The organism is Pseudomonas putida (assembly GCF_002741075.1).
GTDB classification, from domain to species: domain Bacteria; phylum Pseudomonadota; class Gammaproteobacteria; order Pseudomonadales; family Pseudomonadaceae; genus Aquipseudomonas; species Aquipseudomonas putida_T.
This window is the reverse complement of the sequence record NZ_CP016634.1, coordinates 4,135,848-4,149,455: the sequence shown is the minus strand read 5'-3', so window position 1 is coordinate 4,149,455 and position 13,608 is coordinate 4,135,848. Positions and strand designations below refer to the sequence as shown.

Genomic DNA, 13,608 nt, shown 5'->3' with positions numbered 1-13,608 from the left:
CTGGCCTTTGCGCCAGCGGCTCTTATAATCCCCCGGTCGGCGCGTTGCCGGCCTTTTCCCCGCTATTGAACCGGAGAATCCCATGCTCAAACGTCCCCTGGCGGTCGCCGCCGGTCTCGTGCTGTCTTGCTGTGCCGTCATTGCCCAGGCTGCTGACACCCTGCGGGTAAGCGCCATCCCAGACGAAGCGCCGACCGAGCTGCTGCGCAAGTTCAAGCCGCTGGGTGAGTACCTGTCCAAGCAACTGGGCATGGACGTGAAATTCGTTCCGGTGGCCGATTACCCGGCGGTGGTCGAATCGCTGGCCTCCAATCGCTTGGACATGGCCTGGTTGGGCGGTTTCACCTTCGTCCAGGTGCACCTGAAGGACCCGACCGCCACGCCGCTGGTGCAGCGTGAGCAGGATGCCCAGTTCACCTCCAAGTTCATCACCGCCAACCCGGGCGTGAAGAGTCTGGCTGACCTCAAGGGCAAATCGTTCGCCTTCGGTTCGATCTCGTCCACTTCCGGCAGCCTGATGCCGCGTTACTTCATGCTCAAGGAAGACAACATCAAGCCTGAGAGCTACTTCAGCCGCGTTGCCTACTCCGGCGCCCACGATGCCACCGTGGCCTGGGTCCAGGCTGGCAAGGTCGATGGCGGCGTGCTCAACGCCAGCGTCTGGCAGAAGCTGGTCGATGCCGGCAAGGTCGATACCAACAAGGTCAAGGTCTTTGCCACCACTCCGACCTACTATGACTACAACTGGACGGTGCGCGGCAACATGGACCCGGCCCTGAAAGAGAAGATCAAGGCGGCCTTCCTGGCGCTTGACCCGGCCAATCCGGAGCACAAGGCGATCCTCGACCTGCAGGCCGCCAGCCGCTTCATCGAAACCAAGCCTGAGAACTACGTAGGCACCGAGCAAGCTGCACGCGAGGCCGGTCTGCTCAAGTGACTATCCATCTGCACGGCGCGGGCCTGCGCCACGGCCAGGTTCGCGCCCTCGATGCGGTGAGTCTGCGCATCGACAGAGGCGAGCGGGTAGCGATCATCGGCCCTTCCGGGGCTGGCAAGTCCAGCCTGCTGCACCTGATGGCGACGGCTATCCAGCCCAGTGCGGGGCGCCTGGAACTGCTCGGCGAGCAGCCGTGGTCGCTGTCAGCCAGGGCTCGCCAGCGCCTGCGTGCACGGGTCGGGCTGGTGCACCAGGCGCCACCACTGCCACCGCGCCAACGCGTGGTCACGGCAGTGCTGGCTGGGCGTCTGGGGCAATGGAGCACCCTGCATGGCCTGCTCAACCTGATCTACCCAAGCGACGTGCCAGGGGCTCGTCAGGCTTTGGCCGAGCTGGGGTTGGCGGACAAGCTGTTCGTCCAGTGTGGGCAGTTGTCCGGCGGTCAACTGCAGCGCGTGGGCATTGCCCGGGCGCTGTACCAGCGGCCCGAAGTGCTGCTCGCCGATGAACCGGTGTCGGCCATGGACCCGGTGCTCGCCGATCACAGCCTGGCCTTGCTCAACCGCCATGCCCAGGATAACGGCGTGACACTGGTCGCCAGTCTTCACGCCGTCGACCTGGCCTTGGCGCACTTTCCCCGGGTGATCGGTATCCGCGAAGGGCAGGTGGCGTTCGATTGCCCGGCCCAGGCGGTGACCGAGAGCCTGCTCGATGCGCTCTATGCCAATGAACAGCTGGTTTCGCCGCCCACCCCGGGGCCGACCCTGACGGTACAGATCCCACGATGCTGAAGGCCGACAACCGCGACCCGGCGGCGTTTTCCCGGCTGTTGCTGACCGTGCTCGCCCTGGCGCTACTGTGGCCTGGGCTGCGCTTGAGCGAGCTGAACCCGGGTGTGCTGCTGCAGGCGGAAAACCGTCAGCAAATGGGCAATTTTGTCAGCGCGTTCTGGCCGCCTGCCCATGATGCGGACTTCCTCTCGCTGCTGTTCGAAGCCACCTTGCAGACGCTGGCCGTGGCCACCGCCGGCATGGCCCTGGCCCTGCTGCTCGCCGTGCCCACGAGCCTGTTGGCCAGTCGAGCGCTTTCGCTGAGGGCCGCCTCCCGGGGCGGTCGTCCGGGGATGTGGTCGAGGATGCTGCGCATGCCCGTGCGTGCCTTGTTGGTGTTTCTGCGCAGTGTGCCGGAGATCGTCTGGGCGTTGCTGTTCGTCCGCGCGGTAGGCCTTGGGCCCACCGCCGGCGTGCTGGCGATCGCCATCACCTACGCCGGGATGCTCGGCAAGGTCTATGCGGAAATCTTCGAATCGGTCGACCAGCGCCCGGCTCACGCCCTGTTGCAGGCCGGCAGCGGGCGGCTGATGGCGTTCTTCTACGGTATCTTGCCGGGCGCTGCGGCGGAGGTGGTGTCCTACACCGTCTACCGATGGGAATGTGCGGTGCGGGCCTCGGTGGTGATGGGCTTTGTTGGTGCCGGTGGGCTGGGGCAGCAGATCGACCTGTCCATGCGCATGTTCGCCGGGGCTGAAGTGGCGAGCATGCTGCTGGCGTTTCTGGTGCTGGTGATGCTCGCTGATCTGCTCAGCCGCTTCCTGCGTGGGAGGCTGGCATGAGCCGTTTTATCAACCTGCTGGTGATCGTCGCCATCCTTGCGGCCGTGGTCGCTTCGTTCGGCTACCTGGAGCTGGACATGGCATCGGTGGTTGGCAATGGTGGCCTGGCGCAGATGGGCGAGTACGCCCACCGCTTCCTCAGCCCGGACCTTTCTGCCGAGCATCTGAAGGCGGTAGGGCAGGGTGCCCTCGAAACCCTGGCCATGTCTGGCCTCGGCACCCTCCTGGCGATGGTTCTCGGTTTGCTGCTGGCATTGCCCGCTGCCGGGCGTTTCGGCTGGCCGTTGCAGGGCGTGGCACGCATGGTGCTCAACGCCTTGCGCGCCATTCCCGAACTGGTCTGGGCCGCTCTGACAGTGCTTGCCGCAGGCCTGGGCCCTAATGCCGGGACCCTGGCCCTGGCCTTGCACACCGCTGGCGTGCTGGGCCGGTTGTTCGCCGAGGCCCTGGAAAATGCCCCGCCAGAGCCTGCTGCGGCCATTCGCCTGCAAGGTGGCAGCCAAGTCGCCGCATTCTGTTTCGGCACCCTGCCCAACCTCTGGCCGCAACTGCTTGCCTACGGCCTCTATCGTTGGGAAAACAACATCCGCATGGCCAGCGTGCTCGGCTTTGTCGGTGCCGGTGGCTTGGGGCAAATGCTCTACACCACCCTGAGCCTGTTCCAGGAGGCCCAGGCCAGTACCGTGATCATCGGCATGCTGGTGCTGGTGTTGCTGGTGGATGCCTTCAGCGACGTGCTGCGCCAGCGGTACGTGCGCGCCTGAACCCTTCCCGGTGGGCTGCGCTCACTAGGAAAGGTTCGGGGAGAGGGGTTAAGCGAGCACCTGCTTCATCTGCACCAATGCCACTCGGTTGCCATCCGGTGCCTGTCGTTCCTCGATGCCGAACGGCACGAACCCTAACTGCGGATAAAGCAGCAGCCCCGCCGTGTTGTGGTTGAAGCACGACACCCACACCTCCCGCGCGGCGAACTGCTCCCGGGCCAAGTCGATCATGCATTGCACCAGGTAACGCGCCACGCCGTGGCCACGGGCGGCAGGCGCCACCACCACGTTGCCCAGGGCGCACACGCCGCCGTGCTCGGCCTTGTAGAAGTTGGCAAAGCCCAGCACCACGCCATCACCTTCGATCACCGTCGAGCCGCTGCGCTGGGCAATGGCATCGCTCAGTTGGTCCGGCGTGAGCGGGTAGGAGGCCTTGGGGAACATGTAGAACAGCTCGTCCGGGCCTTGGGGGAAGCAGCAGAGGGCGGCGATGTCGTGGTGGCGTACGGGGCGGTGTGACAGCTTCATGGGTATGCCTTCGAGGGTGGCTTCGGCCTACATACTGATGGCGTTGCCAATCGAGGGGCAAGTCGGACAGTCGATCGACGCGCCCTCTCCGAGGCGCTGTGCCTACAGACGGCTAACGCTGTCGTACAAGAACACCACGTAACCAGTGGGGGTTTACCCGCGAAAAGGGGAACGCGGTGGATGGCAAGGGCTTCGCCCTTGTTTGCGGATTCGACACCCTCATAAGGGACATGCCTTGCCTGGCAAATTGCAGGCACAAAAAAACCGACCAGAAGGTCGGTTTCTTTCGGATTTTGGTGCCCCGAGGGAGACTCGAACTCCCACTCCTTTCGAAAACGGATTTTGAATCCGCCGCGTCTACCAATTCCGCCATCAGGGCATGTGGCGCGCAGTATAGAGAGCCTCATTGAGTCGGTCAATCGGGTTTCATGGTCAATTTTCGTTCGTTGGGCTAAACTTTCCGGCCCTGTCGAACCGAACACCATCATGCGCGTCGCCGATTTTTCCTTCGAACTCCCCGATTCCCTGATCGCCCGTCACCCCTTGGCCGAGCGCCATGGCAGCCGTCTGCTGGTCCTCGATGGGCCGAGCGGGGAGCTGGCGCACCGGCAATTCACCGATTTGCTGGAATACCTGCGCCCCGGCGACCTTATGGTCTTCAACAATACCCGGGTGATCCCGGCGCGTCTGTTCGGCCAGAAGGCCTCCGGCGGCAAGCTGGAAGTGCTGGTCGAGCGTGTGCTGGACAGCCACCGGGTGCTGGCCCATGTGCGCGCCAGCAAGGCGCCCAAGCCGGGCACGCAGATTCTCATCGATGGCGGTGGCGAGGCCGAGATGGTGGCGCGTCACGAGACCTTGTTCGAGCTGCGCTTCACTGAAGAAGTGCTGCCGCTGCTGGAGCGTGTCGGGCACATGCCGTTGCCGCCCTACATCGATCGCCCGGACGAAGGCGCCGATCGCGAACGCTATCAAACCGTGTACGCCGAGCGCGCAGGCGCCGTGGCTGCGCCGACTGCAGGCCTGCATTTCGATGAGGCTCTGCTGGAAAAGATCGCTGCCAAGGGCGTGGAACGTGCTTTCGTGACCTTGCATGTGGGCGCGGGTACCTTCCAGCCGGTGCGCGTCGACAAGATCGAAGACCACCACATGCACAAAGAGTGGCTGGAGGTCAGCCAGGATGTGGTGGATGCCGTTCAGGCCTGTCGCGATCGGGGTGGTCGGGTGATCGCCGTGGGCACCACCAGCGTGCGTTCGCTGGAGAGCGCCGCACGTGATGGCGTGCTCAAGGCCTTCAGTGGCGACACCGACATCTTCATCTATCCGGGCCGGCCATTCCACGTGGTCGATGCCCTGGTCACCAACTTCCACCTGCCGGAGTCCACGCTGCTGATGCTGGTCTCGGCCTTCGCCGGCTACCCCGAGACCATGGCTGCCTATGCGGCGGCGGTCGAGCAGGGGTACCGCTTCTTCAGTTACGGTGATGCCATGTTCATCACCCGCAATCCGGCGCCGCGCGGCCCCGAGGATCAAGCATGAGTCGCACCTGTCGAATGTCGTTCGAACTGCTGGCCACCGACGGCAAGGCCCGTCGTGGTCGCCTGACCTTCCCCCGTGGCACGGTCGAGACCCCGGCGTTCATGCCGGTGGGCACCTATGGCACGGTCAAGGGCATGCTGCCACGCGACATCGAGGCCATCGGCGCCGAGATCATCCTGGGCAACACCTTCCACCTGTGGTTGCGTCCGGGCACCGAGGTGATCAAGAAGCATGGCAGCCTGCACGACTTCATGCAGTGGAAAGGTCCGATTCTCACTGACTCCGGTGGTTTCCAGGTGTTCAGCCTCGGCGCCATGCGCAAGATCAAGGAAGAGGGCGTGACCTTCGCCTCGCCGGTCGATGGCTCCAAGGTGTTCATGGGCCCCGAGGAGTCCATGCAGGTCCAGCGTGACCTGGGCTCGGACATCGTGATGATCTTCGACGAGTGCACGCCATACCCGGCCGAGCACGACGTGGCGCGCACCTCCATGGAGCTTTCGCTGCGCTGGGCCCAGCGCTCGAAGAATGCCCACGCCGATAACACCGCGGCGCTGTTCGGCATTGTCCAGGGTGGCATGTACCAGGACCTGCGCATGCGCTCGCTCGAAGCGCTGGAAAACATCGGCTTTGACGGCCTGGCCATCGGCGGTCTGTCGGTGGGCGAACCCAAGCACGAGATGATCAAGGTGCTGGACTACCTGCCAGGCCAGATGCCGGCTGACAAACCTCGTTACCTTATGGGGGTAGGCAAGCCGGAGGATCTTGTAGAGGGTGTGCGCCGCGGCGTCGACATGTTCGACTGCGTGATGCCGACGCGCAACGCGCGCAACGGTCATCTGTTCGTCGATACCGGGGTGATCAAGATCCGTAACGCGTTCCATCGTCATGATGATTCGCCGCTCGATCCGACCTGTGATTGCTATACCTGCACCAACTTCTCGCGCGCCTATCTCCATCATTTGGATAAATGCGGCGAAATGTTGAGCAGCATGCTGAATACCATCCACAACTTGCGCCATTACCAGCGCTTGATGGCCGGTTTACGCGAGGCTATTCAACAAGGTAAATTGGCCGCCTTTGTCGACGCCTTCTACGCCAAGCGCGGGCTGCCTGTGCCGCCTTTGGACTGACTGTTCGCATCCATTATTAGAAAACATCCATTAGGAGTGCCCAATGAGCTTCTTGATTCCCGCCGCCTACGCGGACGCTGCAGCCCCTGCCGCCGGCCCAGCCGGTACCGGCTTTGAGTGGATCTTCCTGGTTGGTTTCCTGGTCATCTTCTACCTGATGATCTGGCGCCCACAGGCCAAGCGCGCCAAGGAGCAGAAGAACCTGCTGAGCAACTTGCAAAAAGGTGACGAAGTTGTCACCAACGGCGGCATCGCCGGCAAGATCGTCAAAGTCTCCGATGACTTCGTGGTACTGGAAGTGTCCGACAACGTCGAGCTGAAGTTCCAGAAGGGCGCCGTTGCCGCGACCCTGCCAAAAGGTACGCTCAAGGCTATCTGAGTTACCGGTTATCTTTTCCAGTCGGGGCGCGCAACGCGCCCCGCGTCTTGAACGGGCGGCGTGATGCTGAACAAATACCCTCTGTGGAAATACCTGCTGATCCTGGTGGTACTGGCGATCGGCTTTATTTATTCCGCTCCCAACCTTTACCCGGATGATCCGGCGGTGCAGATCAGCGGTGCGAGTTCCGCGCTGCATGTGAGCCAGGCCGACCTGGATCGCGCCACCAAGGCGCTGACCGACGCCGGTATTGCCGTCAAGGGCGGCAGCCTGGGTGAGAAGGGCAGTGCGCTGGTGCGCCTGACCAACCAGGAAGACCAGCTCCCGGCCAAGGACGTGGTGCGCAAGGCACTGGGCGATGATTACGTCGTGGCCCTGAACCTGGCCCAAACCACCCCGCAATGGCTGCGCAACCTCGGCGCCAGCCCGATGAAGCTGGGCCTGGACCTGTCCGGTGGTGTGCACTTCCTGCTGGAAGTGGACATGGACAAGGCCATGAGCGCCCGCATGAAAGTCTACGAAGGCGAGGTCAAGACCTTGCTGCGCAAAGAGCGCATCCGCTACCGCAGCCTGCCTCAGCAGGACGGCGCGATCATGCTGGGCTTCGCCGACGATGCTACCCGCGAACAGGCTCGCAGCCTGGTCCGCAAGAATTTCAACGACTTTGACCTGACCACCACCGAGCGCAACGAGCTCGCCGTGCTGCGTTTGGCGCTGACCCCGGCCAAAGTCGCCGAGATCCGCGAATATTCGATCAAGCAGAACCTCACCACTGTCCGTAACCGGGTCAACGAGCTCGGTGTCGCCGAGCCGCTGGTTCAGCGCCAGGGCGCCAACCGCATCGTGGTTGAGCTGCCCGGTGTGCAGGACACCGCCGAGGCCAAGCGTATCCTGGGCAAGACGGCCAACCTTGAGTTCCGCTTCGGCGCCGAGCCGGGTGCGTCCAAGGCCACTACCGAGGTGTTCGAGTTCCGCGAAGGCGGCCGTTCGGCTGCAGTCGAGCGTGGCCTGATCATCACCGGTGATCAGGTGACCGACGCTCAGGCCAGCTTCGATGAGCATGGCCGCCCGCAGGTGAACATCCGTCTCGACGGTCACGGCGGTGAGCTGATGAGCCGGGCCACCCGTACCAACGTCGGTCGTAGCATGGCGGTGATCTTCATCGAGCAGAAGCCGATGACGCGCTACGAGAAGCAGATGGTCGACGGTGTCGAGAAAGACGTCGCGGTCCAGACCTTCAAGGAAGAGAAGAAGATCATCAGCCTGGCGACCATCCAGTCGCCGCTGGGCAGCCAGTTCCGTATCACCGGCCTGAACGGCCAGGGCGAGTCGTCCGAGCTGGCCCTGCTGCTGCGTGCAGGTGGCCTGGCCGCACCGATGTACTTCGCCGAAGAGCGCACCATTGGCCCGAGCCTGGGTGCCGACAACATCACCAAGGGTATCGATGCATCCCTGTGGGGCATGCTGTTCGTTTCGCTGTTCATCATCGCCATCTACCGTGCCTTCGGCGTGCTGGCGACCATTGCCCTGGCGGGCAACATGGTCCTGCTGCTGGCACTGATGTCACTGCTGGGCGCGACCCTGACCTTGCCGGGTATCGCCGGTATCGTACTGACCATGGGCATGGCGGTGGACGCCAACGTGCTGATCTTCTCGCGTATTCGTGAAGAGATCGCTGCGGGCATGTCGGTGCAGCGCGCCATTCATGAAGGCTTCAACCGTGCCTACTCGGCGATCGTCGATGCCAACCTGACCACGCTGCTGGTCGGCGGCATCCTGTTCGCCATGGGTACCGGCCCGGTCAAAGGCTTCGCGGTCACCATGTCCCTCGGGATTTTCACCTCGATGTTCACCGCCATCATGATGACCCGTGCACTGGTCAACCTGACTTGCGGCGGGCGTGACATCAAGAAGCTGTGGGTTTGAGGGGGCTGACATGAAAACTATCAACTTCATGGGCGTACGCAATGTCGCGTTCGCCATCACCGCGCTCCTGACTGTCCTGGCGTTGTTCAGCTGGTGGCACAAGGGCCTGAACTTCGGCCTGGACTTTACCGGCGGTACGCTGATCGAACTGACCTATGAGCGTCCTGCGGACCTCAAGGCAGTTCGTGCCGAGCTGGCCGACTCCGGCTTCCACGAGGCTGTGGTGCAGAGCTTTGGCGCCACCACCGACCTGCTGGTACGTATGCCGGGTGACGACCCGCAGCTGGGCAACAAGGTGGCCGAAGCCCTGCAGAAGGCAGGTGGCGACAACCCGGCTACCGTCAAGCGTGTCGAGTTCGTCGGCCCGCAGGTGGGCGAGGAGCTGCGTGACCAAGGTGGTCTGGGCATGCTCCTGGCCCTGGGTGGCATCCTGGTCTACCTGGCATTCCGCTTCCAGTGGAAATTCGCCTTAGGCGCGATCGTCTCGCTGATCCACGACGTGGTGGTGACACTGGGCATCCTGTCGTTCTTCCAGATCACCTTTGACTTGACGGTGCTGGCGGCGGTCCTGGCGATCATCGGCTACTCGCTCAACGACACCATCGTCGTGTTCGACCGGGTGCGTGAGAACTTCCGCGTCATGCGCAAGGCCTCGCTGATCGAGAACATCAACGTCTCGACCACTCAGACCCTGCTGCGTACCATCGCCACCTCGGTGTCGACCTTGCTGGCCATCGCGGCGCTGCTGTTCTTCGGTGGCGACAACCTGTTCGGCTTCTCCCTGGCGCTGTTCATCGGTGTCATGGCCGGTACCTACTCGTCGATCTACATCGCCAACGTGGTGCTGATCTGGCTGAACCTGAGCAGTGAAGACCTGATTCCGCCAGCCAAGACTGACGGCGTGGACGATCGTCCGTAAGGTTGTTTCCTACGCCGTTTGCCGTAAAGAGAGGCGCGAGTATTGAACTCGCGCCTTTTTTTTTGCTCCAAGGCTGGGAGAAAGCGGGCGAGATCCCGCGGGTACGATCAGGAGGTTCACGTGAATAAATCAATGCTGGTGGGTGCGGTTCTGGGTGCTGTCGGTGTAACCGCCGGAGGTGCTGTGGCGACCTACAGCTTGGTGAACAAGGGGCCGGAGTACGCCCAGGTTACGGACGTGCAGCCCATCAAGGAAACCATCAAGACGCCGCGTCAGGTCTGCAAGGACGTCGCTGTCACGCGCCAGGCGCCGGTCAAGGACCAGCACCAGATCGCCGGTACCGTGGTCGGCGCTATCGCAGGTGGCCTGCTGGGTAACCAGATCGGCGGCGGCACTGGCAAGAAGATCGCCACCGTGGCTGGTGCGGTCGGTGGTGGTTATGCGGGTAACAAGGTGCAGGAGGGCATGCAGGAGCGTGACACCTATACCACCACGCAGACCCGCTGCAATACCGTCAATGACCTGAGCGAGAAAGTGGTCGGCTACAACGTGACCTACTCCATTGGTGACAAGGTCGGTCGGGTGAAGATGAATCACGAGCCGGGTTCGACCATTCCATTGGACAAGAACGGCAACCTGGTCCTTAGCGAGAACCAGGCAGGCCAGTAAAGCGCGCAGCGGCACCCTGGTGCCGACTTTGTCGTGGGTAAACCCGCCCCCACAGGCTCGACGCTTTCACTGGGCTTGTGGTGTTTCAGTGTCTAGTCCTGAAATAGGTTTACACCTGTTCAGGTAGGCCGACAGGCCTCAAAACGCCCGATGCACAGCATCGGGCGTTTTGTTTTTCAGGGCCATATGAGGCCGTTCTGTGTTGTAGATCTGCACTGCCTCGTCAACCATCTGTCTCGCTTGCTCCAAATCTGCAGGGCTACTCAACAGCAGCTCCATCTTGAGGATTCCGTTGATTCGCTCGGCCAGCGCGTTCTGGTAGCAGTCATACCCATCAGTCATGGAGCACTGAACGCCGTGCCGTTGATGCAGTGACTGGTATAGCGCCGAGCAATATTGGATGCCTCGATCCGAATGGTGGACTAATGGCTGGCGACGACGTCGCTTTCGTAGTGCCTGCTTGAAAGCTTGCGCCACTGACTCGGCATGCAGGCTCTCATGGACGTGGTGGCCAACGATTTTCCTGGAGTACGCATCCGTTATCAGGCTCAGGTATAGCGGGCCGTTACGTGCGGGCAGGTAAGTAATGTCGGCCACCCAGACATGTTCCGGCCTTGTCGGAACAATCTGGCTTGGCCCGGGCTTGAGTAAGTTGGGGTGGCGGTAGAAGCGATGAAAGCTTTGTGTTGTCTTGTGGTAGGCCCGCTTAGGCAGTACGAGCAAACGGCGCTCTCCCAAGACTTGGAACAGCCTATCTCGGCCGATCTGGAGTCGTCTGTCAGGCTGGCAATGCAGCAGATAGTGCAGCTTGCGTGTACCCAGACGAGGCTGGCGCATCCGGACTTGCTGAACAAACTTAACCACCCGGTCTGCCTGGCGCTCTTTGCCATCAGCGGCTCGGTTGCGTTTGTAGTAAGCCTGTCGACTGATGCCTAGAAACTGACAAGCCCTGGCAATGCTCAGTCCTGCGACTTGACCTTGCGAGAGGACTTGCCGGATCGCTTTTTTACGACCGAAACACCATAGTCATTTTTCAGAACATCGACGACCGTCTCGAAGAACTGGGCCTTCTGGCTCATCAGCTCAAGCTGCTGCTCAAGCTCTTTGATCCGCTGCTCTGGAGTGAGCGGTTTGGGGTCAGACATCGCGCAGCTCCTCTCGGCTCGGATCGATGCCCCTTGGCTCCAATCCTGCCGACCGTGCTTACGCAACCATACCAGAACCGTCGATCGACCCTGGATGCCATACCGTTCCTGGGCCTGGCCGTAGGTCATCTCGCCTTTTTCAATCTGATCAACCACCGCCAATTTAAAAGACAGTGAGTAATCTCGCTGTGTGCGCTTTACACCTTGCTCCATCTGACTCTCCGGAAATTCGGGATGGGAGGTGTAAACCTTATTCAGGACGGGACACAGCCATAAAAAAAGCACCCTGAGGGGTGCTTTTTTTGCGTTGCAATCGGCGCTTAGCGCTTCATGTGTTCGGGTAGGTGCGGCTGGATGGCAGTCAGCACGGCCTTGAAGCACTTGATGTTGCCCGCGATGATGTGGCCTTTGTCGAGGAAATCGTGGCCACCATTGAAGTCACTCACCAGGCCGCCAGCTTCCTGGATCAGCAGTACGCCAGCGGCCATGTCCCACTCGGACAGACCCGACTCCCAGAACGCGTCGAAGCGGCCGGCGGCAACATAGGCCAGATCCAGGCTGGCGGAGCCGGCGCGGCGGATGCCGGCGGTCTGGCCAGTCAGGGCGCGGAACATGCCCAGGTAGTTGTCCAGGTCGGCCATCTGGTTGTCACGGAACGGGAAGCCGGTACCCAGCAGGGCGCCTTCCAGGCTGGTGCGCGAGCTGACGCGCAGGCGGCGACCGTTGAGCTGGGCGCCGCGACCGCGGCTGGCGGTGAATTCTTCCTGGCGAACCGGGTCGACGATGACGGCGTGCTCAAGGCGACCACGGTATTTGCAGGCGATGCTGACGGCGAAGTGAGGAACGCCACGCAGGAAGTTGGTGGTACCGTCCAGTGGGTCGATGATCCACAGGTAGTCCTTGCCTTCCTCGCCGGAGCCGGCGTGCAGGCCGGTCTCTTCACCCTGGATGGAGTGGTTCGGGTAGGCCTTGCGCAGGGCGTTGACGATGGTCTGCTCGGCGGCGCGATCGACTTCGGAGACGTAATCTTTAGCGTCTTTCTCGTCGACCTTGAGGCTATCCAGGCGTTCGATGGAGCGGAAAATCAGTTCACTGGCGCTGCGAGCGGCGCGCAGCGCGATATTCAGCATAGGCTGCATGGGCGTTTCACCTGGGGATGTTAAAGAAGAAAGCCGCACATTCTATCAGAAAACTGTTCCGGCAGAAGGGTGACATTTGCTTTCATGGCGTTACGTCTGTCGGTTCTGTAAGATCGACTGCCCCTTTTCCTGTCTCTGTGAGCTCTACACCTTGCTGCAAAATATTCGTGTTGTTCTGGTCAATACCAGCCACCCCGGCAATATCGGCGGCGCTGCACGAGCCATGAAAAACATGGGCTTGTCGCGCCTGGTGCTGGTCCAGCCACTGGATTTCCCTGCGGTGGATGCCACCGCCCGTGCATCGGGCGCCGATGACGTACTGGAAAACGCCCAGGTGGTCGACAGCCTCGAAGAGGCGCTGGTCGGTTGCAGTCTGGCGATTGGTACCAGTGCGCGCGACCGTAGCATCCCCTGGCCTTTGCTCGACCCCCGCGAATGCGGTGCCAAGGTTGTCGAGCAGGCGGGCGTCGGTGAGGAAATCGCCCTGGTGTTCGGTCGCGAGCACGCCGGTCTGACCAACGAAGAGCTGCAGCGATGTCACTTCCACGTGCATATTCCCTCGAATCCCGACTTCAGTTCGCTGAACCTCGCCGCCGCGGTCCAGGTGCTCTCCTACGAGGTGCGCATGGCCTGGCTGGCGGTACAAGGTTCGCCAACCAAGGTCGAGAAGTTCGAAGCCAACTCGCTGCGTAGCGGCGAGCTGGCGACCATGGACGAAATGGAGCTGTTCTACGACCACCTGGAGAAGACCCTGGTGGACATCGGCTTCCTCGACCCTGAAAAGCCCAAGCACCTGATGCCGCGTCTGCGCAGGCTCTATGGGCGCAGCTCGGTCAATCGTTCGGAAATGAGCATTTTGCGCGGCATCCTCACCGAGACCCAGAAAGTCGCTCGGGGCGAGCCGCATAAGCGGAAGGACTAGAA

At 62.0% G+C, this 13,608-nt stretch carries 14 protein-coding genes and 1 tRNA gene; 11 read left to right on the top strand and 4 right to left on the bottom strand.

Annotated elements, in window-relative coordinates:
• The first annotated feature begins 82 nt into the window (after nt 1-82).
• Genes IEC33019_RS19410 through phnE form a run of 4 tightly spaced genes read left to right on the top strand, consistent with a single transcriptional unit; the run spans nt 83 to nt 3,313 of the window.
• Nucleotides 83-937 carry a putative selenate ABC transporter substrate-binding protein gene (locus IEC33019_RS19410; RefSeq protein ID WP_070094184.1) on the top strand — a complete coding sequence of 285 codons (855 nt, stop codon included), beginning with the start codon at nt 83-85 and terminating at the stop codon, nt 935-937.
• The gene (locus IEC33019_RS19405; RefSeq protein ID WP_070094185.1) at nt 934-1,728 is read left to right on the top strand and encodes a phosphonate ABC transporter ATP-binding protein; all 795 of its coding nucleotides are present in this window, start codon (nt 934-936) and stop codon (nt 1,726-1,728) included. The genes IEC33019_RS19410 and IEC33019_RS19405 overlap by 4 nt, the downstream gene beginning before the upstream one ends.
• Complete coding sequence (locus IEC33019_RS19400; protein WP_070094186.1) at nt 1,722-2,549, top strand: PhnE/PtxC family ABC transporter permease; 828 nt, start codon at nt 1,722-1,724, stop codon at nt 2,547-2,549. The genes IEC33019_RS19405 and IEC33019_RS19400 overlap by 7 nt, the downstream gene beginning before the upstream one ends.
• Nucleotides 2,546-3,313: a phosphonate ABC transporter, permease protein PhnE gene (phnE, locus tag IEC33019_RS19395; RefSeq protein ID WP_070094187.1), complete on the top strand. Its 768-nt coding sequence runs from the start codon at nt 2,546-2,548 to the stop codon at nt 3,311-3,313. Before IEC33019_RS19400 ends, phnE begins: the two co-directional genes overlap by 4 nt.
• 48 nt (nt 3,314-3,361) lie before the next feature.
• Here the strand turns inward: phnE and IEC33019_RS19390 are convergent, their stop codons facing one another.
• Nucleotides 3,362-3,841, bottom strand: a complete 480-nt coding sequence (locus IEC33019_RS19390; RefSeq protein ID WP_070094188.1) for a GNAT family N-acetyltransferase — start codon at nt 3,839-3,841, stop codon at nt 3,362-3,364.
• Nucleotides 3,842-4,135: 294 nt separating this feature from the next.
• Nucleotides 4,136-4,220 (bottom strand) — tRNA-Leu (locus IEC33019_RS19385).
• A gap of 107 nt (nt 4,221-4,327) precedes the next feature.
• Between IEC33019_RS19385 and queA the strand changes: the two genes are divergently transcribed.
• From queA to IEC33019_RS19355, 6 genes are all read left to right on the top strand, one after another.
• Nucleotides 4,328-5,377 carry a tRNA preQ1(34) S-adenosylmethionine ribosyltransferase-isomerase QueA gene (gene queA, locus IEC33019_RS19380; RefSeq protein ID WP_070094189.1) on the top strand — a complete coding sequence of 350 codons (1,050 nt, stop codon included), beginning with the start codon at nt 4,328-4,330 and terminating at the stop codon, nt 5,375-5,377.
• A 14-nt stretch (nt 5,378-5,391) separates the two neighbouring features.
• Nucleotides 5,392-6,507, top strand: a complete 1,116-nt coding sequence (gene tgt / locus IEC33019_RS19375) for a tRNA guanosine(34) transglycosylase Tgt (protein ID WP_167358102.1) — start codon at nt 5,392-5,394, stop codon at nt 6,505-6,507.
• A 43-nt stretch (nt 6,508-6,550) separates the two neighbouring features.
• Nucleotides 6,551-6,886, top strand: a complete 336-nt coding sequence (yajC, locus tag IEC33019_RS19370; protein ID WP_023382222.1) for a preprotein translocase subunit YajC — start codon at nt 6,551-6,553, stop codon at nt 6,884-6,886.
• A gap of 63 nt (nt 6,887-6,949) precedes the next feature.
• Nucleotides 6,950-8,812, top strand: coding sequence for a protein translocase subunit SecD (gene secD / locus IEC33019_RS19365; RefSeq protein WP_070094190.1), 1,863 nt, complete (start codon nt 6,950-6,952; stop codon nt 8,810-8,812).
• A 10-nt stretch (nt 8,813-8,822) separates the two neighbouring features.
• A complete protein-coding gene (secF, locus tag IEC33019_RS19360; RefSeq protein ID WP_070094191.1) occupies nt 8,823-9,731 on the top strand; it encodes a protein translocase subunit SecF in 909 nt (302 codons plus the stop codon).
• A 120-nt stretch (nt 9,732-9,851) separates the two neighbouring features.
• The gene (locus IEC33019_RS19355; RefSeq protein ID WP_070094192.1) at nt 9,852-10,400 is read left to right on the top strand and encodes a glycine zipper 2TM domain-containing protein; all 549 of its coding nucleotides are present in this window, start codon (nt 9,852-9,854) and stop codon (nt 10,398-10,400) included.
• Between the two features lie 138 nt (nt 10,401-10,538).
• On the opposite strand, the gene IEC33019_RS19350 is transcribed toward IEC33019_RS19355, so the two are convergent.
• Nucleotides 10,539-11,758 (bottom strand): IS3 family transposase gene (locus tag IEC33019_RS19350; protein ID WP_099593083.1). Its coding sequence is split into 2 segments (ribosomal slippage): nt 10,539-11,410 and nt 11,410-11,758, totalling 1,221 coding nucleotides; the frame shifts between segments, so codons are not numbered across the junction.
• A gap of 107 nt (nt 11,759-11,865) precedes the next feature.
• Nucleotides 11,866-12,684 carry a type III secretion system regulator SuhB gene (gene suhB / locus IEC33019_RS19345; RefSeq protein ID WP_070093067.1) on the bottom strand — a complete coding sequence of 273 codons (819 nt, stop codon included), beginning with the start codon at nt 12,682-12,684 and terminating at the stop codon, nt 11,866-11,868.
• Nucleotides 12,685-12,835: 151 nt separating this feature from the next.
• Between suhB and trmJ the strand changes: the two genes are divergently transcribed.
• The gene (gene trmJ / locus IEC33019_RS19340) at nt 12,836-13,606 is read left to right on the top strand and encodes a tRNA (cytosine(32)/uridine(32)-2'-O)-methyltransferase TrmJ (RefSeq protein ID WP_070093066.1); all 771 of its coding nucleotides are present in this window, start codon (nt 12,836-12,838) and stop codon (nt 13,604-13,606) included.
• Nucleotides 13,607-13,608: the final 2 nt, after the last annotated feature.

What these genes read in the sequence shown, in the direction of transcription:
- secF (WP_070094191.1), top strand. Translation starts at nt 8,823, where the DNA reads ATGAAAACTATCAACTTCATGGGCGTACGCAATGTCGCGTTCGCCATC.
- IEC33019_RS19400 (WP_070094186.1), top strand. Translation starts at nt 1,722, where the DNA reads ATGCTGAAGGCCGACAACCGCGACCCGGCGGCGTTTTCCCGGCTGTTG.
- tgt (WP_167358102.1), top strand. Translation starts at nt 5,392, where the DNA reads ATGTCGTTCGAACTGCTGGCCACCGACGGCAAGGCCCGTCGTGGTCGC.
- suhB (WP_070093067.1), bottom strand. Translation starts at nt 12,684, where the DNA reads ATGCAGCCTATGCTGAATATCGCGCTGCGCGCCGCTCGCAGCGCCAGT.
- yajC (WP_023382222.1), top strand. Translation starts at nt 6,551, where the DNA reads ATGAGCTTCTTGATTCCCGCCGCCTACGCGGACGCTGCAGCCCCTGCC.
- IEC33019_RS19390 (WP_070094188.1), bottom strand. Translation starts at nt 3,841, where the DNA reads ATGAAGCTGTCACACCGCCCCGTACGCCACCACGACATCGCCGCCCTC.
- phnE (WP_070094187.1), top strand. Translation starts at nt 2,546, where the DNA reads ATGAGCCGTTTTATCAACCTGCTGGTGATCGTCGCCATCCTTGCGGCC.
- secD (WP_070094190.1), top strand. Translation starts at nt 6,950, where the DNA reads ATGCTGAACAAATACCCTCTGTGGAAATACCTGCTGATCCTGGTGGTA.
- IEC33019_RS19410 (WP_070094184.1), top strand. Translation starts at nt 83, where the DNA reads ATGCTCAAACGTCCCCTGGCGGTCGCCGCCGGTCTCGTGCTGTCTTGC.
- queA (WP_070094189.1), top strand. Translation starts at nt 4,328, where the DNA reads ATGCGCGTCGCCGATTTTTCCTTCGAACTCCCCGATTCCCTGATCGCC.